This is a genomic window from Lapidilactobacillus dextrinicus DSM 20335 (assembly GCF_001436095.1).
Taxonomy (GTDB): Bacteria; Bacillota; Bacilli; order Lactobacillales; family Lactobacillaceae; genus Lapidilactobacillus; species Lapidilactobacillus dextrinicus.
On sequence record NZ_AYYK01000004.1, the window covers coordinates 375,865 to 398,972 of the forward strand.

Consider the following 23,108-nt stretch of genomic DNA (forward strand, 5'->3'; position numbering starts at 1 on the left):
ATATAAAAACGCCATGCTGAATATGCATGACGTTTAGGTTTCTAGTACTCCAAATGAAATTGATGTTCCTTGATTTTTTCAGCCATTTCTTCCCACACTTCAGCAAACGCTGAAGGACCATTAATATAATCTCGTAATAATTTTTTTAGTTCATCCTCAAAACATTGTTCAGCATCTGGATCAATTGGCTGAAAAACATCAACACTTGGACCATCAAAAGTACCTGAAATAACTGGGTAATAAGCACCATTAATTGATGCATTCCCCTTAAAGCCCAATGTATGGAATCCCTTTAATGTGACTTCTGTCACATTAATATTTCCCTGTTTATATTTATTTTTCATCTATACAGCCTCCTGTTTGTTATAGTTTTATCATACTACAACAATGATGTAATTTGTATTTTTATTAAACTGTGCACCTACAAATTGAACAACTACTCGGCTAACAACTACAAAATACACAAAAAGCGAACCGCCTCAGCCCGGTTCGCTCTCGTTAACTTTCTATACTACTAATTTACCACTTATCTTAACCTTGTTTAGCTCAACTTTGGCTCACCAACCGAATTTATCCTTGACGCTCTCAAAGAATTCAGTTCGCTTGCGCTTTATGGTTGCCATACTCATGTGTGAAGACTCGGCAACCCCACTCAACGTCAACGTTGGATGCTTTTTAAAATACAGTTCATTAATGATGTAGTTAGTATCAAAGTCTGTACAATCTAAGCACTCCTGTACAACCCGTTTATTCTTCTCAAGCGCCGTAATTCGACGATCATCTGTAATGGTGATGATTAAATCTTCAACCGGTGTCCCGGGCACATTACTACGACCGCCACCGATATTAACATCAGGGAATTCATCATGCGGGTAAAGCAGCTCTTGCTTGCGGTCATGCACGTACTGATCAATATAAGGATAGTCTCTGAGGATTTGTTCAATGTGCTTATAAATTCCTCGTTCCATCCTCTACCTCCTCAAAATCAAGCATTGGTGAAACTACATACTTCTTATTTGGTAAAACAACGTCTAATTTTGGATACCACTGAATTAAGGTTACGTCGTTATCCGTGAAATTTAGCCAATCATCAATTGCTGTCCTAATCAACTCGGCACCAGTTAATACCTGATAATCTACGTCGTTAATATTGATTTTTCTTGCTGGCATTTACTCACCTACCACGTTGACATCTTCATGTATATTGCCAATTAATTTTATAGCACCGTTAAGCTCACTTAGCGGAACGAATGAATGATAATTACTAGCCTTTAATCCAAAACAGCCTTGTTCAAATACCACCTGGTCAATCCATTGACGATAAACTTTGACAATGTCGCCTTCGTAAACGGGTTTACCCTTAACATCATTAATACCTGTGTACTGCTCAATTTGAAATCCAGCATCTTCATTAAAATGAACTCCTAACCAATCACCAACGGATCCCCATAGATCGCCAGTACGTGAGATTAAAAATTGATAGTCTTCGGTAGCGTATTGTTTTATTTTACTGTCCCAAATTCTGTATTTAATTATCCTCATTTGAATCCCTCCATAATCGAACCAATAATCAGTGTAATAATGAGTGCTGTTCCAGCAGCGATTGCTACAAGTACGCCGCTCAAAAATAGTTGAATGTTTGCTGTTAAAAAGTACGCATAAGCAAACATTGCCATGCCGACGATTATTAGTGTGATAAACGTTATTGCCAATACTTTTAGTAACTTCATTTTTTTAACTCACCGTCCCAATCAAGTATCAAATCAGACGGTTTGCAACCCAATCCATCTGCAATTTGTTCTAACGTGGTAAGTGAAATGGTGTTTAACCCAGAATAGATATTTTCCAGTGTTGTTCTGTTAACTCCACAAACTTTTGCAAACGATGTTTTGTTTAATTCCATGTTATGCCGATAATAAGTAAGATTTTTAACCAATACGTCATTAATAGTCATGTGTCAACTCCTGAACTGCTTTCCAGCCATTATGCTTAGCACGCCTTATCAATCTTCGTGGCGGTGTTGAAATGTGCAATCCAAGGTATCTTGCAAAATCTGCGGTTGTTATGAATACTTTTTCATCTTTACCGTTAGTCAATCGCCATATTTTACGATTGCTTTTGCCGAGAATTGCTCGATGATTATAAACTGATTTAGAGCTAATATTGAGCTCATCTGCGATTTGGTTGTCTGATAGCCCTTGTTCCCACAGCTCACGTAGTTTCTTTTTATCAACACGTTCAGAATTATCAGCTTCATAAAAATGAACATCATCGTGAGTTGATACTCGAACTGCTTTCCATCCTAGTTCCAGGGCTTTATTTTTAAGAAAGCCAGCTTCACTACTAGAAGTAGCAAAGAATTTTTTTAATTCAATATTATTTTCAATCAAGCGCTTCTCTTTACCACGAGTAATAATCCACTTTTTTCGGTTTGGTTCCCCAAGATGTTTAGACCGTGCTGCGACAACCGTTGAACAGTCAAAGCCCAATTCATCAGCCATTTTTTGATCGCTCATGCCTTGCTCCCACAATTCACGTAGATCATCTAGATCAAGTTTCTGGTTTGGATGCCTGGTATCACTTTTACTTTTACGCCAAACTCTGTGGGTTATTTGAAAACGTGGATCACTATCTGGAGCATTATCAACAGTACCGCCGTAGTCATCTTCAATTTCGTGAACAATATCAACTATTGAGGCCATTTCTTATCACCTCGCTAGAATGGTAAATCGTCATCATTGACATCAATCGGTTCACCGTTACCAGCAAACGGATCATTGCTAGCAGCTCTGTTTGAACCTTTTGACTCCAATAATGAGAAGTTGTCTACAACTATTTCAGTGACATACACACGCTGACCTTGTTGGTTATCGTATGAACGTGTTTGAATACGGCCGTCAACGCCAACTAACGAACCTTTATGTGTGAAATTCTTGAAGTTTTCTGCTGCTTTACGCCAAATCACACATTGGATGAAGTCAGCTTCGCGCTCGCCTTGTGCGTTCGTGAATTGGCGGTTAACTGCTAAAGTAAAGGATGCCACTGCCATGCCATTACCGGTGTAACGTAAATCAACATCTTTAGTCAGACGACCGACTAAAACGACTCGATTAATCATGTTTAACTCCCTCTCTCAACTGACTTAGAATTTCTAAGTTTCTTTGATGTTCTTCTTTTGTTGGTAGTCGCAAATCAATATGACTATTCAGCTTTTCTTGCATTTGCTTTCCCCAAATTGTTTAATTCCGCCATTTTCTTAGCGATTGTTGCTTGCATATCTTCATTTACTTTTGCTAGTGATGGTAATGGCTTAGTTTGACTAGGTTTTTTCATCCAAGAAGGTACCACACCAGCCGTTTTGGCTCGCTTAGGTTTCTGGTTCAGATACTGATCAAACTTATTGCCAAACAACGTTGTTGGACGCAAGTAATCGGCCATCTTGCCATCGTTAAGCCATTCTAATGTCTTAACATCAATCACCCTTTTGAAATTTTCTAAGGTGTAGCCATCATTGAAACGAGCCCGAATTAACTTCTTGTTGCTTTCAACGTTCTTGAACGACTTATTGGCTTTGCTGTTCAGATAATCAATAATTTCTTTATAAGGGATTGTGTCGGGTTTGCCCGACACAGTCTTTATATTATTTGTATTATTAAATGTAGTATTAAGAGATGTATTATTATCTCTAACCTTTTCTTCCCTAGGGGTATGCACCTTTTTGTCCATAGGGTATGGACAAATTCGTATATACCTATGCTCAATTTGGTTAGTACCCTCTTTGTACTTAATATCTTTACTAATATATCCATTATCATTGAGAGATTTTAACCAGTGCTGAATCGTCTTTTTAGAAACCTTATACAAGGATGAAAAGTAACTATCTGTTGCCCAGCAATAACCTTTTTCGTTACATAGTGCTGTAATTTCGCCGTACAACAACTTAGCCCCTTGAATCAGGTTTTCGTCATATCTGACATTAGCCGGAATGATTGCGTAATAGCTTTTCTTAGGTTCAGCCATTCCTGCTCTCCTTTCTATCAAATTGCTGTAACTGACTAGCTGTCATAATTTTAAGTGATACGATTGTTTGATCATTTAACTTGATCGGTACGAAGTGATATTTGGCCATGAAGGACTTGAGGCCGATCTTATGCTGTTCAATGTGGTGCTCACGACACAATGCCATGAATCGATGTTTACGATGATCAATGTGCTTACGATTGTTGCCCATGCCGACGGTCTCGTAATGGGCAATGTCAGCGTGTGGCTTGCCGCAGACGAAACACATGCGATACTTGAGGTATAAGAACAGCACGCGTGAAATATCGGCTGCCAAATAGAATTGCTGATACTTGAACGGAATGCCATTTTCTAAACAGAATTCCAATATGAATTCAATAAAGTCACCAGCCATAACTTGGCTCATTGCATCGCGTGCCAGACTAAAATCTTCAATGCCTTTAAAACCCGCAAAGGCTGTCTTCATCCATGCTTTAACAAAATCAGTTGGATAACCTGTGTAGTCGGAAATATCCCCAAATAAGCCGTAAATCATGCCACTTTGGTCACTTGTAATGTTACGTTGATCAACAATGCTCACATTGAATTCTGGAGCACCCTTAATTGTCAGACGTCGCGCTTCCTCAGCATCAAATTCACGGTCAAGTTTGAACGTCACTTCATCACCAGTTGCTTTGATGATTTTGCCCTGGTAGTTCATCACTAAAATGGCAAATCATCGGTCGTATTTTCGTTAACCATGGCAACTTGAATGCCGTGTTCAACAAGATATTTGTTAAGACCGTTAAGCTGACTCAATGTGCCAGTCACTTGAATAACGTCAGTAATTAGCGGATCATCTGGTATTGGCGTTTCTTCAGAATCAGCTGCTTCTTCAACAACCGCTTCTTGTTGTGCTTTCTGTTGCTCAAATTCTTGTTGCTTAGCGGCTTGTCCTTCAGCAATCTTACGTTTGCGTTCAACGTCGGTATTGATTAAGTCCATAACCTCGGTAACCGATTTAAAATCAAGTTGACTAACCCAACCAACTGGATCGATATCTTTGGCTTTGCAAAATTCGGTCAAAATCTTAAGGTCAGTCTCACGTTGTTGCTTCACTTTGACAGCTTCATCAACAGCTTGTTCGAGTTCGGCTTGCAGCTTAGTAATCGGTCGCAATTTGTCGTTCCAATTGCCCTTATTCAGCCACTTAGCGTCAATTTGCACGTCGTCTAATGTAATTGACTTACTCTCTACTAACTTGCTTAAAATGCGATTTAAAACGTCTTGGCGTTCTTGCTTTTCGTTGTCATCAATTTCCTTTAGTCCAGAACGAATTTGGTTCAGTGGTTCATTGATTGAACCTGTCAGTTCCTTAATTTGTTGCTCAAACTCATTCAATGGTTTGTTGTAGACTTGCTTAACGTTTTTACGATTAGATTCGATGGCATTGACGATTGATAGCAATTCAGTGCGTGCTTTGATTGCTGATGATTTATTTTCTCGTGTAAAGACCAAATTTTTATATCGATCAGCGTATTTCTCAACTAACGCCTTCAATTCCTCGTAATTCGTAAACTCTAACTTTGCCGGCTGGAAATCTAAATCAACCGGCCGTTCTAACATAATTTCATTTGCCATTATTGTTGCCCCCAGTGCACTTGACTTTGTTGTTCTGCTTGTTTCGTTGCTTGATCAAGCCCTTGATTATGCCTAACTTGCTTATAGAATGCCTTGAGATGCTCATATGCCTTATTGGCTTGAGCTTGTGTGGCGGTCTTGAGATTGTTGTAACCGCCAGCCTTTTGCGCATCTAACAGCACGCTCTTGAAATATTCATTGGTGCGGTTATTGCTGAGTGTGCAAATAGCAGTCGCCGCGTCGTTAATCTTTTTTTGCAGCTCTTTTGATGCTAGCGGTTCATTTGATACTGGTTGTTTAGACTGTGCTGACCGTTTGGATGATCGTTGCTGTGCTTTTACTTGTGGCTGTACTCCATCTGTATCATCATCAGTGACAATTCCAAAAATCGCGCTGATTGCATAGCGTTTAGCATACGTAATTACTGAGCCAGCAGATTGTGCCATGTTCATCTTGGCGCCTTTTTCCAATATCATAAACAAAGGACCAAATGACATCTGTTCGCCACTTGAATGAATCAACACCGTATTAATACCGATACTCACAGTATCACCTTCTTTTTTTGTGACAGGATCCTGGACTAAAGCTAAATCATTCTCAACCAATAACGGACGCAACACCGCCATAATGTCATCCAAACTGGCATATTTAGTTCCAGCAAATGGATTTTCTTGTGTTCGCGGCACTGGTTTTAAATCTTTTTGAACGTTGATCAATGCTTTGGCAAGATTGTCACTCGTCATTATCGTCACCATCCGTTTCAATGCTATACTCCTCTGCTTTTCGCAGCTGATTACGTTCATACGTTGCTTGCGCCCTATCAATATCAGATTGCTTATACATAACTAGCCTCCATGTGGTACAATTACCACGAATAATGTTTTTGTTTGTTGGCTACTACTCATGCCGGTGAGTGGTAGCTTTTTTTGTGCTCTTGCCGAAGAACGCCTCTTGATTGACGATGATCCACATGAAAGTTGCTCCGAATAATAGATCGCTGAGTCCATCTCGCAAATTAATTGGAACAATCATGCCAACCAATAACATTGCGATTGCTAACATTAATTTTGTGTGTTTCATCTGAACGCTCCTTTTACCAATTAAACTCACTCCAATGTCTGTCGATAAACTTAGCCATTTCGTAGGCTTTAAATTTCCACGGACTGCCTTTTCTGCCTGAGTGAATGATCAATTTGTCGTCATACATTTTTTGTATCTCACGACTGTATTTAGGGTTATAAAGAATGTTATCTTCTATCCAAGCCTTAGATTTGTTGCCTGTCCAAGCTCTTAAATCCGCGATGTTCCAAGTCTTTCCGAGTAACGAATCACCATTACCGAGTTGGCTAGTGTCAACAACTTTGAAATTTGATGGTAGTTCAATCGTTGCTGTTGCCTTAATTGTTTGAGGCATTGCTCCCACCTCCTATTTTCTAAATTCATCTAAGCTAATATCTAATGCATCAGCGATTTTAATTAGTGTTGATAGCTTAACGTCTTTAGATATTCCTTTTTCAAGCTGATAAATAGTGGCTGTTGGTAATCCTGTTTTTCTAGATAATCCATAAGCCGTCATGTGATGTTCTTCTAAAACTCTATTAATCGTTGTGGAAACGTTCATAATTGTCATCTCTTTCGTACTACATATAGTTACAATATTTTTTAAAACACAACATATAGTTGAAACTTTATAGTTATGGCACTATAATAATTAGTGAACAATCCCTCCTTCAGGAAACGTTTAATTCAATTAAATCGAGGTGAAACAGATGGCAAAATCTTCAAGCCGTAAAACAACTTCTTCAAAAGTTGCTAAAAAAGCGTCAAAAATTTTGCGCGATGGTCGTACTAGTAAAACTAGTAAATCTGTAGCTGGTAGTGCTCTGGCTCAAGCAAAATCTCACAAAAAATAATTTAGTTATCTCAATATAAGGTGGTGAATTAATATGAAGTTTACTGGAGCTGTTATTAACGAACAAGGCATTGATTTTTCAATAATTCAGGTAAAACCTGGTTATCTAACTCAACAAAATCTTCAATCAATACAAAACCAGGCGCCAATTAATTTTCCGAGACCCGTCATACTAGCTGAACAAACGACGGATGGTTACAAATACTTAGGACGGCCTGATATTGTCAACTTCTTGAGCGGTATCTACGTTGAGCAAATTCCGTGGCAAAATTATTCCGTTTAGTTTTTTTAAATTAATTGCTTTTCCAAAAGACTCATTCGATGGTGCTAACATCTGTTTGAGTCTTTTCTTTTTCTGCCGTTTATTCATTTTACTCATCTCCTAAAAGCCATATTTCTTTTGCAGATATTCGTAAATATCATTAACTAATGATTCGGATGCTTTGGTAACTGACTGTGCGTTCAAAGATAAACTTACAAATGTTCTAGACTTACCAAATTGTTTTGCTAATGTAGTTTGTGTTTCTTGCTTTTTATGAGCGCCAAGCCAAGAAAGAATCGCTTTAGCACGTTCATTTGTTTCTGTTCGGATAAACATTATTGGCCTCCTTTGTATTTTTTGTTAACAATTATTCGTTGAAGCTATCCCGTTCTAGCAGAAGTTTGAATGTTGCTCTACCCTTGGGCGTTATCAACGACTGTAAATGTGCTTTATCTGTCCACTCACTTGCAAACTCTTTAAATTCAAATAGATCATTATCATATTTTGCATAGTGTTTTAACTGACGACGTTTATCTCGATATACATACTTATGATCCAGTAACCAATCAATAAACTTTTTCTGTTTTATATGAAGTTCCTTTGCCGTATCTCGAAAGTTGGTCAGTAAGTTACGTTTAACTAAATCATCGAAATAATCAGCTTTGGGCTTCATTCTTTCGTTCTCAAGTTCGAGCTTTTTAACCTTGCGTGTTTGAATTTGTAATGCACGTTGGACAACCATTTCTGGATTGTTCCAAGCTTTTTCAACTTTGATGAAATAGTCTCGTATTTCATATCCTTTTTCAGTTCCGGTCATCATTGCGATATGTTTAGCCATTTCTGTGGTGATTGCATAATCATTTATTTGCTTAATACCGCCATATTGATTTTGCCGTGTAGTTGTAACTACGGAGCTATAATCGATACCCTCACGGAAGTTTTTGAAATTTTGTGTAACCCACTGACTAAAACGCGTTTTTATTTCTAGACCTTTGTGCAAATCTCGTGCACTAACTAACTGTTCATCATTTTCATTCGTTGTTACTTTAATTAATTCGTTCATCAACTTATCCTCCTTTGTATTTTCTGTTAAACATTGTTAAGAAAACTATTGAAATTTTGTATGCAGTGGAATACAATAAGTTCATAGTTAAATAAGCAATAAAAACGTTATTCGTCGCCTGCCAAGTTGATTAATAACTGTTTTAATTTGCCTTATTTATTAACTGTATTTCTTAACAAAGATTATTGTATAATACTGAATACAAAAATGCAACACTTTATTATTCAGAATAATACATTTCTTTGGTAAAGTTTGGAGAAATGTTGATATGACAATATTTGAAAGAATTAGTTCTCTCGCTAAAAAGCGCGGTTTAGGTTTACGTACTGTCGCGTCTAAAGCTGGTCTTGGTGAAACTACTATTTATGGGTGGAAAAAGCGTACTCCTGATTCTTCTAATTTAGAAGCAGTCGCTAACGTCCTTGGTGTTACTGTCGATTACCTACTTGGTAAAAACGACACTCCAGAATGGGCAAATGATCAGGATACTCATGATCTAAAAGAATTTCTTGAGAACAACGCCGACAGCATGACTTACGGCGGCGACGATCTTACTCAAGAAGAAAAAGAAAAATTGAAAATTGCTATGACGCAGATTTTTTGGAATCGTCATAAGCACGACTAGGTGGCGAGTATATTTGGATCGAATTAAAGAAGCCATTGAGGCCGTTATTAATCGTTACCACACTGCCGACCCATTCGTTATAGCAGAACGTTTAAATATAGAAGTAGATTATGCTGTCCTTGGTAAAATGCCGCTTGGTAAAACTATGTATGATAAAGAGCTGCCGATCGTCATGTTAAATGATTCTCTACGGTATTCACCACAACGCTATTTTGTAATGGCACATGAATTGGGACACGTAATTCTGCATGAGGGATTAAATAGCTACTATACAGGAATTACAAGTGGTCATGACAAACTAGAAAATGAAGCCAATGAATTTGGTGTCGGATTAATAGGACTTCTCTATGTTGAAGATAACGACCGTTTGCCAGAAACATTTGAAGAAGTTCAGAAAGAATACGGCATTTATTAAAGCATAAAAAATACCCTACCGCCGCAAACGAGTAGAGTACGTTATAACTTGAACAAATATATTATATCAAAATAGGTTTTGATACTGGAGGTCAAAGGATGGAATTAAAAGGAACGAATGGCGTATTAATTGCTTATGACGATTATGTTGAAATTTCTAGAAAATCTCTTGGCGGCTTTATAACCCAGGGAAATAAAGGTAATAAGAAGTTCTTCTATAAAGACCTAATCTCAATTGAGTATAAAAAACCATCAAAATTGGCTAATGGCTATATTCAATTTGTTGTCAATCCAGAGATGGCAACTAGTCAAAGCGTTGGTATTACAGGTCAAACTAATTTAGATGCTTCTAAAGACCCAAATGCAGTAATTCTGCGTGCTTTTAAAAAAAGCTTTGCTAAGGAGACCGAAGAATTCTATAGATATGTTGACAAACGGCTTTCATATTATAAAACAGAAACAGACAGGAAACCCACTGAAATAAATGATCTTCGAAACCTTAAGTCACTCTTAGACGATGGCATTATTACTCAAGAAGAATTTAATTCGAAGAAAAAACAGATTTTAGGAATTTAAAACATAAAAAAGCCGTCTGCGCTGGGCACGAGGACGGCTAATAAAAACATAACGCTTGTTACAAAATTAATTATACCAGAAGGCTGGTACAGGAGGAATAGTTATGGCAAAGAAAAAGATTACGGGTGATGATGGGAAACAATACACAGTTAAGGTTAAAAAACCTTTCTACAAACGTGTTTGGTTCTGGATTTTAGTTGTCTTGGTTGTAGGCGGCATTGGATCACAAATGGGTGGTTCATCTGATGAAGACGACAAATCAGCAGCCAAAACAGAAGAATCAAGCAAAATTTCTGATAAAGAAGAATCCGAAGAAACGGATGACTCTTATAGTGAAGAACCAATAGAAAGTTCAGAGGAAGAATCTTCTAGCGAAGAATCAACCGCAATTTCCGAAGAAGAATCATCTTCAAAAGAAAGTAGCGAAGTTTCGACTGAGTTTACCAATGCATTAGCAACCGCACAAACATACGTTTCTACCATGCATCTTTCAAAAAACGGCCTATATGATCAGTTAACATCTGATGCTGGCGAGGGTTTTCCAGAAGATGCTGCTAATTATGCTATTTCAAAAGTGAAAGCAGACTGGAATAAAAACGCTCTAGAAACCGCAAAAACATATGTTACTAGTATGCATCTATCTAAAGCTGGTGTTTATGATCAGTTAACATCTGATGCTGGTGAAAAGTTTGCAGCTTCAGAAGCTCAATATGCCGTTGATCACTTAAAAGCTGACTACAATGCAGCGGCTTTAGCAACAGCGAAGACCTATCAGTCAGAAATGAATATGTCCACAGATGCTATCAAGGAACAATTAGTTTCTTCATCAGGTGAAAAATTTACCCAGGCAGAAGCAGATTATGCAATTCAAAATTTAGATAAGTAGTAATTACTTAGCTCGTAGATATAAAAATAGGAGAAAACATGGAAACAAGAAATGGTAGAAGCTCTTTTTTTGATGGCGGACTACTTCAATTAATTGGATGGTCGCTTTTAGGAGCGCTAATTACAATATGTACATTGGGTATTTGTTATCCTTGGGCGATAACAATGATATATGGTTGGAAAATCAACCACACGGTAATTGATGGTCACAGAATGAAATTTAGCGGCAGTGCGATTGGACTATTTGGAAATTGGATTAAATGGCTCTTGCTAAGTATCATCACATTAGGTATTTATTCTTTCTGGGTTCAAATAAAGTTGGAAGACTGGAAAGCAAAGAATACATCCTTCATCAATTAAATCACCTTCCCCCACTCTGGTGACGTGCGCCGGTTCGATTCCGACGGTGGGTGTTTTGAAAAATAATTTTTTAATAATTGAGGGTGAATTTACGATATGATGACCTATACTTTCAAAAGTATCAATCAATTTAATATTGATCAAGCACTTGATATTCAAAAAAGCAAAACAAATACTACCAAATACGGAACCATTACTCCTAGTGATGAGATAATTAATTTCGGAAATCAGAATTGGAATACATTTCATTGCGTCCAGCAACAAACACATAAAACCACAATTTTCATAGGTACACATCCCTATGAAGAATATGACGTTCACAATGAATTTAATATTTATGTAAATTCACGGAGAACAATGCTAATTGCTGTTGGTTCATCAAAAGTCGTCAGTGCTTTTTTAAAAAAAATAAATGAGGTATTGGATGATAAAGTGTCCTTGAATGCTGTACAATTCGATTTTGATAGAATATCAAATCGACTTGCATCTGTTAAACAAGCATGGTTCTCACCTAATGTTTCAGGGTTGACAGCAAAAGGTTACATGGGATTAGGTGTCAAAAATCAACCCGATGTTGTTCAAGCGATAGAAGACCATACCGCCACATACCTTGGTGTCTCAATAGACATCGATAATATCGCACGTTCAATCGGTTTCTCACAAAAAGGAGCTATTGTACTAATAAATGCACACCAGCCACTAAGCAATTACGAAAAAATCAATCTTATATACACGACTTATCGATATGTGACAGGCAATAATTAATTAATATTTTGTAAAACAACTAATTGTCGAAGAGCATCACTACATGCTTTGAAATCATCTGAGTTTAATTGTATATACCCTTTTTGTACTTTTGCGTTAACCTTAGAGTTGATTATAAATTGTAAATTAAAATTTGATACGTCGGTAGCACCATTGGTTCGAAGAAGATATCCGTAAAATGGATTGCCCTTCTCAAAGAATAAGTTTATTCTCAATCGCGTTTTTGTAGAATCTACATTATTTGGTGCTGCAGTGGCCAATAGATATATTTGTTGCAATTGGTCAACACCCTTAAGACGATTACGATAAGAGAACGAAGCGGAGTATTGAACGTAAATCTGATAAGTATCTTCTTCACTGGTTTCAGCAAAACTAAGTTTTAGACTTTGTTCTCCAGGATTATTAATTAATATTTCGTTTTGTGAACTTTTTGGATCATCTATACGTTTTGCATTTAGCCTTTTCTTCTTCAGCTCTTCAACTAGTTCATTAGTATAATCGTTAAAAAAAGTATTGTTCAAATTCTCATCCATAAATGTAAAATCTAATTCTTGTTTCCAATCAATTTTTGGATTAGAAAACCACTGAAGTGTTTTCTGAACCAATATAAAAAAATCGTTTTGATTATCATAATAATATTGAAAAAGAGCAGTTAAAATTGGAATCAATGTTAATATGCCAGATATTAACTGACTATTAATTTTTGGGGTTATAAAACCTAAAAAAGATAGACCAATAGCAATCAAAGTAACCACAATTAGTTTTATAGTATTCCAGTTCTTCATGTTTTTTCACCCTTTCAATTTAATTATACATGAAAATCATTCCCAAGAACATATGTTTGTATTGAGGATAAATAACAAGCCATATCCCCCACTCGGCAAAGTAACAGGACATGGCAGCAACAGAAACATACATACAGGTATGCAGTTTTTGTGTACCCTAATTATACCAGATTAGGAGTGATCTACCATGGCAAGTTTTAGAAAACGTGGCAAAAAATGGGAAGCTCGTATTTCATTTAAGGATAAAGACGGCGAGTTTAAAACTAAATCAAAAGGTGGTTTTGCTACTAAGAAAGAAGCACAGTTATTTGCTAATGAGAACGAAGTATTAGCAATCAATGGTGAGCTAAGCAGTACCGCGCCCAAGCTGTTCTCAGAATACTTTAAAAACTGGTACGAGATTTATAAAGAACCAACAATTCGCGATCGTACAAAGATTACTTATAAAAATGCGCTAATGCATCTCAAAAAGCACTTCCCTACGCAAACAATTGAAGAAATCAGTCGTGAAGACTATCAACATTTCCTCAATGATTTTGGAGCAGATCACTCCAAGTCTACAATATCTAAACTCAACTCACTCTACCATGCTTGTGTTAGAAACGCTGTCTATGATGGTGTTATCAAACGTGATTTTATTCAAGGAACACAAATTGTCTACGACCCAAAAAGAACCTGGACAATCGAATATCTAAGTATTGATGAAATCAAAAGTATCGTTGCTTATATCGTTGATAATGCTAGTCATAAATATGTATCACAGTATATGATTTTAACCGCCTTAATGACCGGTATGCGCCCCGGTGAAATCGGTGGCTTAACTTGGAACAACATCAACTTTAAAGACAGCACAATAACAATTAAACGGTCTTGGCATGATGTTAAGAAACAATTCGAACCGCTTAAAAACGAATCATCATATCGAACAATTCCTGTCGATAAATGGCTGCTAGACATTATCGATGGACTGCCAAAAGATGATCCACTAAATCGAGTATTCGTTAATCAAGGTGCTGTCCCTACTTCCACAGCGGTAAATAAATCACTTCGTAAAATACTTAAACATCTCAATATAGAACGTAGCGGTTTTCATTTCCATAGTTGCCGTCACTCACACGTGGCTTATCTCCTGTCCCAAGGAATAGATCTTTATGCAATATCAAAACGTCTTGGTCATAATGACATGACAATCACCGCTCAAGTTTATGCTTATCTAATTGATGAATACAAAGCTAAGACAGATGAGCAGATAATTAAAGCGTTAGATGGATTACGACCAAATTGACCAAAATTTGTCCAAAATGATTTTATTTTTTTATATTTTTTAATACAACATACAAAAATAGAAACCCGATAAACGTTGATTTATCAAGGTTTCTATTTTTGTAAAAACATTCTTATTATTACTAAAATGGAGGCGAGGGGACTTGAACCCCTGTCCATACATACTGCCACGTCAACATCTACACTTATAGCTGTACAATTTAAAATTTAATCAATAATGCGCGCCGCACCGCATGGCTAACCATTATTGACGAGCTTGATCATCTCTTCTTACTTATTCAAACGGCACAAGCAAGCGTAGCCTATTCAATTTGAGACCCTAAATCTGAGTTCTAGGCTAACCCAGCAGGATCACGCTAGCTGGTTTTTAGGCAGCTAATGCGTAAGAATTTTCTTTGTTTGCAGTTATATTTAACTGTAACGTTTTAACGTAGACGTAACCTACGAAGTGCAATTCACGCGCAGATACACATGTCGAATCCGAAACGCCCCCGAATTCATTAAATATTATAGCACGCCTCGCTCTAAAATAACACTCTAGTGCAACGAGTTCATTATTTCACTTGAAAAATTTATCTGATTAAAAAAGGTTCAATCCTTTAAACGGATTGAACCTTTTTACATTAGAGTTGATTTTGCTTAATTTTATTTGCGGCAAAAGTGCGAATTTCTTCGACTTCACCCTGTAATTTTAAAATACGCGATCGCTTTAAGAAGTCGGTTGTCGTCACTTTTACTAAATGACTGTTTGTACTTGATTCAACCTTAATCGAGCGAATATTGCGCCAATCCATTAAACCATTGACACTAAGGGAAACCAAAACATACTTCTCACCAATTCCTTTACGCAATAGTCCCCACGTTAAAGCAGTCAAAGCAATCGCCATCATAACCATCTGACGATTAAAATCCGTTTGGCCTGAATTTATTGTCAATAAAATAATCGCAAGTGCAATTATGATGCCGGCTAAAGCACGCCAAATGGTAAATGGTGTGCGAAATTTAAGCTTAGTGTAATTTAATAGCAAAATAACCAAATCAAACAAGCAAATTAGTAGCGCCATAATTAAAAAATTTATGGACATAAAGGAACCTCAATACTTTCTTAAACTAACCCGGTCAATTGCACCGTATCACGGACAATCATTAATTCTTCATTTGTTGGCACAATTAGAACTTTGACTTTAGAGTCTGGAGTTGAAATAATGCGTTCTTCAGCTTCAACATTATTAGCTTCTTCATCTAATTTAGCACCAATAAAGCCTAAACGTTCAACAACCATCTTACGAATAGGAATTGAGCCCTCGCCTGTACCTGCTGTAAAGACTAATGTATCAACACCGTTCATTTCAGCAACATAGCTACCAATGTATTTAATTAAGCGATTAACATAAATATCAATTGCTAATTGTGATTCTGGACGGTCTTCACGCGTCTTGAGTAAATCACGCATATCTGGCGAAAGTCCAGAGATACCCAGTAAACCAGATTTTTGATTCAAAATATTAATCATGTCATTGATATCTTGAATATTTAATTTTTCCATTAAGTAGGCAACTAACGATGCATCAATATCACCTGAGCGCGTACTCATGGTTAATCCTGCTAATGGTGTGAAGCCCATTGAAGTATCAAAAGACTTGCCATCTTTAATCGCTGTAATTGAAGCACCACTACCTAAATGCATGGTAATCATCTTTTGACTCTCTAAAGGAACACCTAAGATTTCTGCGGCACGTTGAGAAACATAACGATGACTAGTCCCATGGGCACCATATTTACGAGCACCATATTCTTTATAATAGTCCAATGGCAAACTGTATAAATAGTTAACATTAGGCATTGATGTATGGAATGACGTGTCAAAAACTGCGACTTCTTTAGCATCAGGCAAAGCTTTTTGGAAGGCTTCAATCCCCTTAGCCTCATTAGGATTATGTAAAGGCGCATAATCAGCTAACTCAAGAATTTTTTCTAGATTTTCTGGTGTTACTTCTGCAGATTGTTTAAAGAATTCACCACCAGCAACAACGCGATGGCCAACCCCCTTAATCTCATTGATATCATCAATAATGCCAGATTCTGACAAACGTTGTAATAATAAATTAACCGCAACGTCTTGGTTAGGAATATCAATATCTTCTTTGGTTTTTTGACCATTAAATTTCACAATAAATTTGGAGCCAGGTAATCCTAAGCGATCAACCATTCCTGAAGCAATTTCAGTTTCTTGAGGCATTTCAAACAATTTCCATTTTAATGTTGAACTTCCTGCGTTAATAGCTAAAACTTTTACCATGCTAAACTCTCCTTGTTTTATCAGATATGGTTCTCTTGGGACCAACTCTTGAGTTGACCTGCAAAATTGCGTAGCTCTGTGATGTTATTCAAGTCGGGAACATTCGCCATCATGACATTTTTAGCTTGCTTAGCTTGGCCGCCATGATTTTGTAAAACTAAAATTGCCTTTTGCGCCGCATTATCCTGAAAAACACCATGCGGTAAACTCAATAAGCCTTGCAAATGAACCTTTGTCGTCACCCAGTGGAGTAAATCCGTTGCTTCAGATTGTTCAAACAAATTAGCAGGAACAATAAATAAGCCCAGTCCACCTGGTGCTAGAGTCTTCATGCTTTGTTCTATCAATAAATAATGAGCAAAAGAGTGCCCACTCTTTGCTCTTAAATCAAATTTTTCTGTCCGTGAATCAACTGGGTAATAACCTACTGGCAAATCAGCAACTACAACATCTGGCCGAGTTGGTAATAACCAAGGTGTCAGTGCATCTTGATGCATTAAGGTCACATCTTGGTGCAAATAATCCGCCAATACAGCGGCTAGTGCTAGTAAATCATCATTATTATCAATTCCAAATAACGATAACTCACGTTTCTCAAAAGCAAATTGTTGTGCGATGTTAAATAATAAATTGCCAGTACCGGCAACTGGGTCTGTAATCACAAGTGGTTGAGATTGATCAGTTTTAAAAAGATTGATTAGTAAGCTTAAAACAAGACCAATTGAACCTGGTGTTGCTTGTAAATTAGCATTAGGACGATCAACTTTTTGCCAGCGGATCAACAACAATTGAAACAGCGCCAGTAATTCTGTTTTCGAGAGATTTGCAAGCTCAATTTGTTGATATAGCTGGTTCAGTTTTTGAACTGTTTCTGGTGTTGGTGCACCATTTTCAACGTGGACCTCACGTTGCTGTAAATTATCCAAAGTTTCACTTAAAGCTGATAAATAATCTGTTTTAAGTGCCTCTTTTAATACTTCAGTTGCTTGATTAACCAACTCATAGGGACTTTGAATTTTCTTTGGATCCATTATAAAAGTCACTCCAATCACTAGTGCCTACGTTTTAGTTTACCGATAACTTTATCGATATGCAAGCATTTTCAAAACGATTATATCGCGGTTAGTAAGATTTACATAACTCTCATTATTTTAAACGATTTTTCTTAACTTTCAAGTTACTTTTGAATTTTATGGTGTACTTAACTCATGAAGGAGGTGAAAATGTGACAATTGCAAATGATGTTCACGAATTAATCAGAACGGCCGTAGCCAAAGAATATCACGACTTATTTTTTAAGCCCCAATTGGCTGGTTGGCAATTAATTGGACGCAATATTTTAGCAACAACGTTACTTGCTGAATTATCACTCGAACAAGGACAAATTATGATTAATTATTTGAAATTCCAAGCGCAAATGGATCTAAGTGAACACCGACGTCCGCAAATTGGCGCATGGCATTATCAGCAAGATGATTTAAGCATTGACCTACGATTAGCAACAGTTGGCGATTATCTTAATCGTGAATCGCTCGTCGTTAGACTATTAGCACAAGAAACAAAATCATGCGCGTTTATTAATCCAGAACGTTATCAAGAATTGCACAAACTACTAAAACGACGTGGATTATTAGTTTTTGCTGGACCAACTGGGTCTGGTAAAACGACACTAATGTATCACTTAGCTCAGGAATTAAGTCAACAAGCAACGGTTTTAACGATTGAAGATCCAACCGAGATTGTGGAGCCGCACTTTATCCAACTACAAGTCAATGAAGAGGCGCAAATGACTTATCCAGCGCTGTTAAAAATCAGTTTGCGTTTACGGCCGGATGTGCTTGTCATCGGTGAAATTAGAGACCAAGAAACAGCTGCTATTGCAGTCCAAGCCGCATTAAGTGGTCATTTGGTTTTAGCAACACTGCACGCACGCTCAGCAAGTGGCGTTATTAAGCGACTATTAGATCTAGGCGTTCATAATTCATCGCTTACAAACGCACTAACCGCATGTTGCTATCAAAGATTAATTCCCACTACTGCTGACGAAACACTTAAAATTGCCTTAGATTTGCTACCGCCCGATCTGATTACTGCCGCCATTAATAAACCCAGCAATGAGTTGCATAATTGGTGGACAGATTTGCAAGCCGCACAAAAAGATGGCACTATCACGGAACAAACGCTACAAGATTATCTATGGGGTTAAGTATCAGTTCAAAAAGTTAAAACCAGAACAGACGATTGAACTACTAGAACTTAGTGGTCAATTATTAAATAATGGCTATCCAGCACAGGATATTATCGTGTTTGCCGAACGGTTAATGATTATTTCTCATGTTCAAGCAACCATCATGCAAGAAGCATTAAATAACGGCTCTAGCTTAGCCCAGACACTGGCCACTATTATTGACCAACCTAACTTAATCATGCAGCTTGAAATTGCCGATCAGCACGGTGATCTGGCGGCTTGTTGTCAAGATAACGCGCTCTTTTTACGGGAACAGCGTAAGCAAGTAAAACAATTGCGCAGTTTAATGGCCTATCCAATCGTTTTACTCATCATGATGAGCGGCTTAGTTATCTTTATTCAATTAGTGCTAAAACCACAATTGCAAAGTCTATTACCAGCAAATCAACGCTCAAATTCACTGATGTGGCCTGTGATTTTAATAGTTAGTGTGGTAGTCATTCTTTTAATTGTCAGTCGACTAATTTCTCGTAAAAAATGGCGTTATCTCGTATTACAACTTCCAGTATTAAAAAGAGTCTTTCGTGCTTACTATAACTTTATCTTATTTACAGACCTCGCCCATTTACTAGGCAGCGGACTCTCACTTCAAGAGATTCTTACTTTTATGACAAGCTTTAATAATCAGTCACTGCAAACATTCATCGCCCAAAATGTTACGCAACAGCTAAAACAGGGCGCAACCTTAACTAATATCATTGAACAAGATCCCCTACTCCCCCAAGAATTAGAACTTTTATTGGCTAAAGGCGATACTAAAGCATTTAAAACATTAGAATTGAATGTTTTAGCGCAGCGAAACTTTGCAGAACTGGAGCGCCAACTGAAAACACTGATTGAACAAGTTCAACCCCTATTATTTATCGTGATTGCCTTGATTATCGGTGCCCTTTATTTACAAATTTTGATGCCAATTTACGACATTATGAAAGGAATTTAACCATGAAATTTTTATCAACACATTCTAAAAAACGCAGCGCTTTTACCTTAATTGAAATGAGTCTAGTTTTACTTATTATTGCAATGCTCTTAATCGTCATGCTACCCAATTTAAATCAGCAAAAAGGCTCTGCACAAAAGAGTGTTGACGCAGCCTTTGCCAAAAATATGGAAACTCAAGTCATGCTTTATGAAAGTGAGAATGGTCAACCTACTTCTTGGGGTGATTTGCAAAACAGTGGTTATATCACCAAAGAACAGGCAGATAAAGCTAACAAAATGGAACTTGAAATCGCCAAATAGATGACCAAAAGAATTTTACTACCAGCTTTTACTTTAATCGAAATGACATTAACTTTATTTATATTATCTAGCTTGCTGTTGATTGGTAGCCACTATTATCGAACACCCTCCCCAAAGCTCAGTGAAGAGTTGGCCGTTCTTGCTTATAAACGAGCCTGGGATAGTGCCGTTAATTATAGTGTTACTCACCAAACTGTTGTCTATGTGAAATATAATCCTGATAAAACGGTCTGTTTTGAAACACAAAAGTGTAACTGGCAGCGAGTTGTTCAGTTTCCTGATTCAATTACCTTTGGCAGTAATGCAACCTTTTTAGCATCAATTGTTGATGGTAAATCCAAAAAGCCGATGACCATTGTCTTTCTAAATAATCGTGGTGGTGATTATAAACTAACAGCACAACTATATTGGGGGCGCTTAAATGTCAAATCTGCATCGTAGAAATGGTTTTATCCTCGTAGAAAGCATGTTCTGTCTTTTAAGTTTATCTGCAGTCAGTTTGGCACTAGCCCAAACAATCATTAGTGGTGAAAAATCGGTCCAAATCTCCCAAGACAAGTTAGTGGAAGTCCGACAAGAAAATCTCCAACTAAAAGAGAGAGTGGCAGCTAATGAAGCGTAAACGTACCGGCTTCACCTTAATTGAAACTGTTTTTAGCGTATTCATTCTACTATTAATTTGTCAGTTAGCCGTATGTTCATTAAAAACAGGCTTAACTATGACTAACAAGATGACCAAACTCAAGGAGGATCCCGGGATACCTGCCATTCAACTCGAGGAATTTTTAAAACAGGCGGATTTACAAACAGAGCATTCTAATTCAAAAAAATTAAGCGTTAAGCATCATAATGGTAAAACTTATAACTTGAACAAAAAATATGGTAGTGGTGGTTTTAATTTAGTTTTTGGTAACGAATCTGGTCTCGGTTACATGCCCTTATTTTATCAGATTCGAACAGTTGAATTTGCTTATCAACAGCCACTACTAACTTGTACCCTTGAAACAATGAACCACGAGCAAAACACTTACGGATTCTTAATTAATCCCGTATCTGAAAAGGACAAAACAGATGTCAGCAAGCAACAAAAACATAAAAAAACAGCACCCAACGAGTAGCAACTCCCAGACTAGTCAGCAACAAGCTCAAGGTAGCATTACGCTGTTAACCTTAATGATCATGACGTTTTGTGTATTGATTATTGGTTACGCACATAGCTATTACCGGCAGCAAAATGATAATCTGCAGAATCAATATTTTTATTACCAACATCAGAACAAGGAGTTAAAAAAATTGCTCTGAAACAAAAAAGGATTGAGACAATGTCTCAATCCTTCATACATAAACTAAATTAGTCTTCGTCTGGTAATTCGCCAGCATGGTAAACATTTTGAATATCATCATCATCTTCAAGAAGATCAATCATGCGTTCAAATTGTTCAACTTTGTCTGCAGGAACAGGCGTTGTGTTTTCAGGAACCATTGTCAATTCTGAACTTGCAAATTGATAACCCTTTTCCTGAAGAGAATCACGAACTGCTGTGAAATCTTTAGGATCAGTATAGATCTCAAAAGCTTCATCAGAAGTTTGTAAGTCATCAGCACCAGCATCCATGACATCTTCTAGCATTTGATCTTCGTCAGCATCTGTTGTTGTCCGGTCAATTGCAAAATAACCACGACGATCAAACATATAGCTAACTGAACCAGTGGCACCTAAATTACCGCCATTACGAGTAAAGGCAACTCGAACACTTGATGCGGTCCGGTTCTTGTTATCAGTTAAACCTTCAACTAAAACAGCAACACCGCCTGGTGCATAGCCTTCATAAGTAACTTCTTCGTAACTTTCACCATCGCTACCTTGCGCTTTTTTGATGGCGCGTTCAATATTGTCTTTAGGCATATTGGCAGCGCGTGCTTTATCCATCACCAAGCGTAATGAAGCGTTGTTTGCGGGATCAGGATCACCACTCTTTGCAGCCATGTATAGTTCACGGGATAATTTTTGGAAAATTTTACCGCGTTTAGCATCTTGTGCATTTTTACGGCCTTGGATATTATGCCATTTTGAATGTCCTGACATTCGCTTCTCCTTCTTTCATTAACAAACTTGGTTAAAACCGTTATTAATCATATCAAAATCAGACTGTCAGCGCAAGCCTAGCTGGGCAATCCATCAATCTTTAGCGTCATTTTTATTTTGCAGCCAACAGTTTTTTCTTGTTGGCTTTAGCTTCTAAAATAATCATAACAATCGTCGCGATAATGACACCACATAATGCCCCAGTGGCATCTAACATCACATCTTGGATCATTGGCGTGCGATCACCGGTTAACAACTGGTGAAATTCGTCAAATGCTGCATAACCCGTACAACTTAACCAGATTAACACTGCTCTAAACCACTTATTGGGAACTTTACTAGTGAAACCCCAATATGCAAATAAACCTAACAAAAAATTACTACCAAAATGTGCTAACTTACGCAGTAAAAATTCAATCATACCAACTAAGCCTTCTGTTTCAACAGAATAAATATTGCCAGCATAATTAATTTTAACCGGATCTAACCAACGATGTAGCCAATTTAAGTTTAATCGCCCTAATTCAGGTGTTACCGTTTGTTGATGGTAAGTCATTGATGAGCTAATAAAAATTAAAATCATTATCATTATTGCTAAACCAAAATAAATTCGTTCCCATTTACGACTCATCATAACCTCCTCAGCTTTATTTTAAAAATAG

General features: G+C 37.2%; 37 protein-coding genes and 1 other RNA gene. 14 read left to right on the forward strand and 24 right to left on the reverse strand.

Translation table 11 applies throughout. The features are described 5' to 3' along the window. Positions 1-41 precede the first annotated feature (41 nt). From FC84_RS04080 to FC84_RS04150, 15 genes are all read right to left on the reverse strand, one after another. Positions 42-344, reverse strand: a complete 303-nt coding sequence (locus FC84_RS04080) for a hypothetical protein (RefSeq protein WP_057755817.1) — start codon at positions 342-344, stop codon at positions 42-44. Between the two features lie 213 nt (positions 345-557). Next, positions 558-968 carry a hypothetical protein gene (locus FC84_RS04085; protein WP_057755819.1) on the reverse strand — a complete coding sequence of 137 codons (411 nt, stop codon included), beginning with the start codon at positions 966-968 and terminating at the stop codon, positions 558-560. Next, positions 949-1,170 carry a hypothetical protein gene (locus tag FC84_RS04090; RefSeq protein ID WP_057755821.1) on the reverse strand — a complete coding sequence of 74 codons (222 nt, stop codon included), beginning with the start codon at positions 1,168-1,170 and terminating at the stop codon, positions 949-951. The genes FC84_RS04085 and FC84_RS04090 overlap by 20 nt, the downstream gene beginning before the upstream one ends. Next, on the reverse strand, positions 1,171-1,542 hold the full coding sequence (locus FC84_RS04095) for a YopX family protein (RefSeq protein ID WP_057755823.1): 372 nt from the start codon (positions 1,540-1,542) through the stop codon (positions 1,171-1,173). It lies immediately after the preceding gene. Next, on the reverse strand, positions 1,539-1,730 hold the full coding sequence (locus tag FC84_RS04100) for a hypothetical protein (RefSeq protein ID WP_057755825.1): 192 nt from the start codon (positions 1,728-1,730) through the stop codon (positions 1,539-1,541). Before FC84_RS04100 ends, FC84_RS04095 begins: the two co-directional genes overlap by 4 nt. Beyond that, entirely contained in the window at positions 1,727-1,954 is a 228-nt protein-coding gene (locus FC84_RS04105) for a helix-turn-helix domain-containing protein (protein ID WP_057755837.1), read from the reverse strand. Before FC84_RS04105 ends, FC84_RS04100 begins: the two co-directional genes overlap by 4 nt. After that, the gene (locus tag FC84_RS04110) at positions 1,944-2,702 is read right to left on the reverse strand and encodes a LuxR C-terminal-related transcriptional regulator (protein ID WP_057755847.1); all 759 of its coding nucleotides are present in this window, start codon (positions 2,700-2,702) and stop codon (positions 1,944-1,946) included. Before FC84_RS04110 ends, FC84_RS04105 begins: the two co-directional genes overlap by 11 nt. A gap of 14 nt (positions 2,703-2,716) precedes the next feature. Beyond that, positions 2,717-3,118, reverse strand: coding sequence for a single-stranded DNA-binding protein (gene ssb / locus FC84_RS04115; protein ID WP_057755852.1), 402 nt, complete (start codon positions 3,116-3,118; stop codon positions 2,717-2,719). 83 nt (positions 3,119-3,201) lie between these two features. After that, positions 3,202-4,020, reverse strand: coding sequence for a conserved phage C-terminal domain-containing protein (locus tag FC84_RS04120; protein ID WP_057755861.1), 819 nt, complete (start codon positions 4,018-4,020; stop codon positions 3,202-3,204). Further along, on the reverse strand, positions 4,013-4,720 hold the full coding sequence (locus FC84_RS04125) for a putative HNHc nuclease (RefSeq protein WP_057755863.1): 708 nt from the start codon (positions 4,718-4,720) through the stop codon (positions 4,013-4,015). The genes FC84_RS04120 and FC84_RS04125 overlap by 8 nt, the downstream gene beginning before the upstream one ends. A 2-nt stretch (positions 4,721-4,722) precedes the next feature. Beyond that, positions 4,723-5,640 carry a DUF1351 domain-containing protein gene (locus tag FC84_RS04130; RefSeq protein WP_057755865.1) on the reverse strand — a complete coding sequence of 306 codons (918 nt, stop codon included), beginning with the start codon at positions 5,638-5,640 and terminating at the stop codon, positions 4,723-4,725. Further along, positions 5,640-6,383: an ERF family protein gene (locus FC84_RS04135; RefSeq protein WP_057755866.1), complete on the reverse strand. Its 744-nt coding sequence runs from the start codon at positions 6,381-6,383 to the stop codon at positions 5,640-5,642. Before FC84_RS04135 ends, FC84_RS04130 begins: the two co-directional genes overlap by 1 nt. A 154-nt stretch (positions 6,384-6,537) precedes the next feature. Next, positions 6,538-6,720, reverse strand: coding sequence for a hypothetical protein (locus FC84_RS04140; protein ID WP_057755868.1), 183 nt, complete (start codon positions 6,718-6,720; stop codon positions 6,538-6,540). A gap of 13 nt (positions 6,721-6,733) precedes the next feature. Continuing rightward, positions 6,734-7,054, reverse strand: a complete 321-nt coding sequence (locus tag FC84_RS04145; RefSeq protein WP_057755872.1) for a DUF771 domain-containing protein — start codon at positions 7,052-7,054, stop codon at positions 6,734-6,736. 12 nt (positions 7,055-7,066) lie between these two features. Then, complete coding sequence (locus tag FC84_RS04150; RefSeq protein ID WP_057755878.1) at positions 7,067-7,261, reverse strand: helix-turn-helix domain-containing protein; 195 nt, start codon at positions 7,259-7,261, stop codon at positions 7,067-7,069. A 148-nt stretch (positions 7,262-7,409) separates the two neighbouring features. Between FC84_RS04150 and FC84_RS09025 the strand changes: the two genes are divergently transcribed. Both FC84_RS09025 and FC84_RS04155 read left to right on the forward strand, forming a co-directional pair. Then, on the forward strand, positions 7,410-7,553 hold the full coding sequence (locus FC84_RS09025; protein ID WP_164477387.1) for a hypothetical protein: 144 nt from the start codon (positions 7,410-7,412) through the stop codon (positions 7,551-7,553). Positions 7,554-7,586: 33 nt separating this feature from the next. Then, positions 7,587-7,835, forward strand: a complete 249-nt coding sequence (locus tag FC84_RS04155; protein ID WP_057755881.1) for a hypothetical protein — start codon at positions 7,587-7,589, stop codon at positions 7,833-7,835. 99 nt (positions 7,836-7,934) lie between these two features. Here the strand turns inward: FC84_RS04155 and FC84_RS04160 are convergent, their stop codons facing one another. After that, a complete protein-coding gene (locus FC84_RS04160) occupies positions 7,935-8,150 on the reverse strand; it encodes a hypothetical protein (RefSeq protein ID WP_057755884.1) in 216 nt (71 codons plus the stop codon). 31 nt (positions 8,151-8,181) lie between these two features. Continuing rightward, positions 8,182-8,877, reverse strand: coding sequence for an antA/AntB antirepressor family protein (locus FC84_RS08870; RefSeq protein ID WP_083479523.1), 696 nt, complete (start codon positions 8,875-8,877; stop codon positions 8,182-8,184). A gap of 268 nt (positions 8,878-9,145) precedes the next feature. Here FC84_RS08870 and FC84_RS04170 point away from each other — a divergent pair, with 268 nt between their 5' ends. From FC84_RS04170 to FC84_RS04195, 6 genes are all read left to right on the forward strand, one after another. Further along, positions 9,146-9,502, forward strand: a complete 357-nt coding sequence (locus FC84_RS04170) for a helix-turn-helix domain-containing protein (RefSeq protein ID WP_057755886.1) — start codon at positions 9,146-9,148, stop codon at positions 9,500-9,502. Between the two features lie 13 nt (positions 9,503-9,515). Next, positions 9,516-9,917: an ImmA/IrrE family metallo-endopeptidase gene (locus tag FC84_RS04175; protein ID WP_057755889.1), complete on the forward strand. Its 402-nt coding sequence runs from the start codon at positions 9,516-9,518 to the stop codon at positions 9,915-9,917. Between the two features lie 98 nt (positions 9,918-10,015). Next, the gene (locus tag FC84_RS09080) at positions 10,016-10,492 is read left to right on the forward strand and encodes an SHOCT domain-containing protein (RefSeq protein WP_057755890.1); all 477 of its coding nucleotides are present in this window, start codon (positions 10,016-10,018) and stop codon (positions 10,490-10,492) included. A gap of 103 nt (positions 10,493-10,595) precedes the next feature. Continuing rightward, positions 10,596-11,378, forward strand: coding sequence for an Ltp family lipoprotein (locus tag FC84_RS04185; protein ID WP_057755904.1), 783 nt, complete (start codon positions 10,596-10,598; stop codon positions 11,376-11,378). A gap of 38 nt (positions 11,379-11,416) precedes the next feature. Further along, complete coding sequence (locus FC84_RS04190) at positions 11,417-11,737, forward strand: DUF898 family protein (protein WP_057755907.1); 321 nt, start codon at positions 11,417-11,419, stop codon at positions 11,735-11,737. 96 nt (positions 11,738-11,833) lie between these two features. Next, on the forward strand, positions 11,834-12,502 hold the full coding sequence (locus FC84_RS04195; protein WP_057755910.1) for a hypothetical protein: 669 nt from the start codon (positions 11,834-11,836) through the stop codon (positions 12,500-12,502). Here the strand turns inward: FC84_RS04195 and FC84_RS04200 are convergent. Further along, positions 12,499-13,287, reverse strand: a complete 789-nt coding sequence (locus FC84_RS04200; RefSeq protein WP_057755913.1) for a hypothetical protein — start codon at positions 13,285-13,287, stop codon at positions 12,499-12,501. The genes FC84_RS04195 and FC84_RS04200 overlap by 4 nt on opposite strands. Positions 13,288-13,474: 187 nt before the next feature. Here FC84_RS04200 and FC84_RS04205 point away from each other — a divergent pair, with 187 nt between their 5' ends. Continuing rightward, positions 13,475-14,572, forward strand: a complete 1,098-nt coding sequence (locus tag FC84_RS04205; protein WP_057755915.1) for a site-specific integrase — start codon at positions 13,475-13,477, stop codon at positions 14,570-14,572. Between the two features lie 124 nt (positions 14,573-14,696). On the opposite strand, the gene ssrA is transcribed toward FC84_RS04205, so the two are convergent. The 4 genes from ssrA to FC84_RS04220 all read right to left on the reverse strand — a co-directional run bounded on the left by ssrA (position 14,697) and on the right by FC84_RS04220 (position 17,901). Continuing rightward, positions 14,697-15,064, reverse strand: a transfer-messenger RNA (tmRNA) gene (gene ssrA, locus FC84_RS08875). A gap of 130 nt (positions 15,065-15,194) precedes the next feature. Beyond that, positions 15,195-15,656, reverse strand: a complete 462-nt coding sequence (locus FC84_RS04210; RefSeq protein WP_057755917.1) for a hypothetical protein — start codon at positions 15,654-15,656, stop codon at positions 15,195-15,197. A gap of 20 nt (positions 15,657-15,676) precedes the next feature. Next, on the reverse strand, positions 15,677-16,870 hold the full coding sequence (locus FC84_RS04215; protein ID WP_057755920.1) for an acetate/propionate family kinase: 1,194 nt from the start codon (positions 16,868-16,870) through the stop codon (positions 15,677-15,679). A gap of 20 nt (positions 16,871-16,890) precedes the next feature. Further along, positions 16,891-17,901 carry a class I SAM-dependent methyltransferase gene (locus FC84_RS04220; protein ID WP_057755922.1) on the reverse strand — a complete coding sequence of 337 codons (1,011 nt, stop codon included), beginning with the start codon at positions 17,899-17,901 and terminating at the stop codon, positions 16,891-16,893. A gap of 194 nt (positions 17,902-18,095) precedes the next feature. Between FC84_RS04220 and comGA the strand changes: the two genes are divergently transcribed. From comGA to FC84_RS04250, 5 genes are all read left to right on the forward strand, one after another. After that, positions 18,096-19,076, forward strand: coding sequence for a competence type IV pilus ATPase ComGA (gene comGA / locus FC84_RS04225; protein WP_057755924.1), 981 nt, complete (start codon positions 18,096-18,098; stop codon positions 19,074-19,076). Continuing rightward, complete coding sequence (locus FC84_RS04230) at positions 19,030-20,058, forward strand: type II secretion system F family protein (protein ID WP_057755926.1); 1,029 nt, start codon at positions 19,030-19,032, stop codon at positions 20,056-20,058. Before comGA ends, FC84_RS04230 begins: the two co-directional genes overlap by 47 nt. 2 nt (positions 20,059-20,060) lie before the next feature. Continuing rightward, the gene (comGC, locus tag FC84_RS04235) at positions 20,061-20,360 is read left to right on the forward strand and encodes a competence type IV pilus major pilin ComGC (protein ID WP_057755929.1); all 300 of its coding nucleotides are present in this window, start codon (positions 20,061-20,063) and stop codon (positions 20,358-20,360) included. Beyond that, the gene (locus tag FC84_RS04240; RefSeq protein ID WP_057755934.1) at positions 20,361-20,801 is read left to right on the forward strand and encodes a hypothetical protein; all 441 of its coding nucleotides are present in this window, start codon (positions 20,361-20,363) and stop codon (positions 20,799-20,801) included. 170 nt (positions 20,802-20,971) lie between these two features. Beyond that, positions 20,972-21,478, forward strand: a complete 507-nt coding sequence (locus FC84_RS04250; protein WP_057755939.1) for a competence type IV pilus minor pilin ComGF — start codon at positions 20,972-20,974, stop codon at positions 21,476-21,478. Between the two features lie 233 nt (positions 21,479-21,711). Here the strand turns inward: FC84_RS04250 and FC84_RS04255 are convergent, their stop codons facing one another. Further along, positions 21,712-22,446 carry a YebC/PmpR family DNA-binding transcriptional regulator gene (locus FC84_RS04255; protein WP_057755942.1) on the reverse strand — a complete coding sequence of 245 codons (735 nt, stop codon included), beginning with the start codon at positions 22,444-22,446 and terminating at the stop codon, positions 21,712-21,714. A 112-nt stretch (positions 22,447-22,558) separates the two neighbouring features. Continuing rightward, entirely contained in the window at positions 22,559-23,077 is a 519-nt protein-coding gene (locus FC84_RS04260; protein ID WP_057755945.1) for a VanZ family protein, read from the reverse strand. Positions 23,078-23,108: the final 31 nt, after the last annotated feature.

Bases quoted from the DNA above. Each gene is read 5' to 3' on its own strand.
- FC84_RS04100 (WP_057755825.1), bottom strand. From the start codon at position 1,730: ATGAAGTTACTAAAAGTATTGGCAATAACGTTTATCACACTAATAATC.
- FC84_RS04190 (WP_057755907.1), top strand. From the start codon at position 11,417: ATGGAAACAAGAAATGGTAGAAGCTCTTTTTTTGATGGCGGACTACTT.
- FC84_RS04220 (WP_057755922.1), bottom strand. From the start codon at position 17,901: ATGGATCCAAAGAAAATTCAAAGTCCCTATGAGTTGGTTAATCAAGCA.
- FC84_RS04140 (WP_057755868.1), bottom strand. From the start codon at position 6,720: ATGAAACACACAAAATTAATGTTAGCAATCGCAATGTTATTGGTTGGC.
- FC84_RS04250 (WP_057755939.1), top strand. From the start codon at position 20,972: ATGAAGCGTAAACGTACCGGCTTCACCTTAATTGAAACTGTTTTTAGC.
- FC84_RS04150 (WP_057755878.1), bottom strand. From the start codon at position 7,261: ATGAACGTTTCCACAACGATTAATAGAGTTTTAGAAGAACATCACATG.
- FC84_RS04080 (WP_057755817.1), bottom strand. From the start codon at position 344: ATGAAAAATAAATATAAACAGGGAAATATTAATGTGACAGAAGTCACA.
- FC84_RS04090 (WP_057755821.1), bottom strand. From the start codon at position 1,170: ATGCCAGCAAGAAAAATCAATATTAACGACGTAGATTATCAGGTATTA.
- FC84_RS04210 (WP_057755917.1), bottom strand. From the start codon at position 15,656: ATGTCCATAAATTTTTTAATTATGGCGCTACTAATTTGCTTGTTTGAT.
- FC84_RS04125 (WP_057755863.1), bottom strand. From the start codon at position 4,720: ATGAACTACCAGGGCAAAATCATCAAAGCAACTGGTGATGAAGTGACG.
- FC84_RS04155 (WP_057755881.1), top strand. From the start codon at position 7,587: ATGAAGTTTACTGGAGCTGTTATTAACGAACAAGGCATTGATTTTTCA.
- FC84_RS04130 (WP_057755865.1), bottom strand. From the start codon at position 5,640: ATGGCAAATGAAATTATGTTAGAACGGCCGGTTGATTTAGATTTCCAG.
- FC84_RS04195 (WP_057755910.1), top strand. From the start codon at position 11,834: ATGATGACCTATACTTTCAAAAGTATCAATCAATTTAATATTGATCAA.
- FC84_RS04170 (WP_057755886.1), top strand. From the start codon at position 9,146: ATGACAATATTTGAAAGAATTAGTTCTCTCGCTAAAAAGCGCGGTTTA.
- FC84_RS09080 (WP_057755890.1), top strand. From the start codon at position 10,016: ATGGAATTAAAAGGAACGAATGGCGTATTAATTGCTTATGACGATTAT.
- FC84_RS04145 (WP_057755872.1), bottom strand. From the start codon at position 7,054: ATGCCTCAAACAATTAAGGCAACAGCAACGATTGAACTACCATCAAAT.
- comGC (WP_057755929.1), top strand. From the start codon at position 20,061: ATGAAATTTTTATCAACACATTCTAAAAAACGCAGCGCTTTTACCTTA.
- ssb (WP_057755852.1), bottom strand. From the start codon at position 3,118: ATGATTAATCGAGTCGTTTTAGTCGGTCGTCTGACTAAAGATGTTGAT.
- FC84_RS04255 (WP_057755942.1), bottom strand. From the start codon at position 22,446: ATGTCAGGACATTCAAAATGGCATAATATCCAAGGCCGTAAAAATGCA.
- FC84_RS04260 (WP_057755945.1), bottom strand. From the start codon at position 23,077: ATGAGTCGTAAATGGGAACGAATTTATTTTGGTTTAGCAATAATGATA.
- FC84_RS04105 (WP_057755837.1), bottom strand. From the start codon at position 1,954: ATGACTATTAATGACGTATTGGTTAAAAATCTTACTTATTATCGGCAT.
- FC84_RS09025 (WP_164477387.1), top strand. From the start codon at position 7,410: ATGGCAAAATCTTCAAGCCGTAAAACAACTTCTTCAAAAGTTGCTAAA.
- FC84_RS04200 (WP_057755913.1), bottom strand. From the start codon at position 13,287: ATGAAGAACTGGAATACTATAAAACTAATTGTGGTTACTTTGATTGCT.
- FC84_RS04095 (WP_057755823.1), bottom strand. From the start codon at position 1,542: ATGAGGATAATTAAATACAGAATTTGGGACAGTAAAATAAAACAATAC.
- FC84_RS08870 (WP_083479523.1), bottom strand. From the start codon at position 8,877: ATGAACGAATTAATTAAAGTAACAACGAATGAAAATGATGAACAGTTA.
- FC84_RS04085 (WP_057755819.1), bottom strand. From the start codon at position 968: ATGGAACGAGGAATTTATAAGCACATTGAACAAATCCTCAGAGACTAT.
- FC84_RS04240 (WP_057755934.1), top strand. From the start codon at position 20,361: ATGACCAAAAGAATTTTACTACCAGCTTTTACTTTAATCGAAATGACA.
- FC84_RS04205 (WP_057755915.1), top strand. From the start codon at position 13,475: ATGGCAAGTTTTAGAAAACGTGGCAAAAAATGGGAAGCTCGTATTTCA.
- FC84_RS04110 (WP_057755847.1), bottom strand. From the start codon at position 2,702: ATGGCCTCAATAGTTGATATTGTTCACGAAATTGAAGATGACTACGGC.
- FC84_RS04160 (WP_057755884.1), bottom strand. From the start codon at position 8,150: ATGTTTATCCGAACAGAAACAAATGAACGTGCTAAAGCGATTCTTTCT.
- FC84_RS04120 (WP_057755861.1), bottom strand. From the start codon at position 4,020: ATGGCTGAACCTAAGAAAAGCTATTACGCAATCATTCCGGCTAATGTC.
- FC84_RS04215 (WP_057755920.1), bottom strand. From the start codon at position 16,870: ATGGTAAAAGTTTTAGCTATTAACGCAGGAAGTTCAACATTAAAATGG.
- FC84_RS04185 (WP_057755904.1), top strand. From the start codon at position 10,596: ATGGCAAAGAAAAAGATTACGGGTGATGATGGGAAACAATACACAGTT.
- FC84_RS04135 (WP_057755866.1), bottom strand. From the start codon at position 6,383: ATGACGAGTGACAATCTTGCCAAAGCATTGATCAACGTTCAAAAAGAT.
- FC84_RS04230 (WP_057755926.1), top strand. From the start codon at position 19,030: ATGGCACTATCACGGAACAAACGCTACAAGATTATCTATGGGGTTAAG.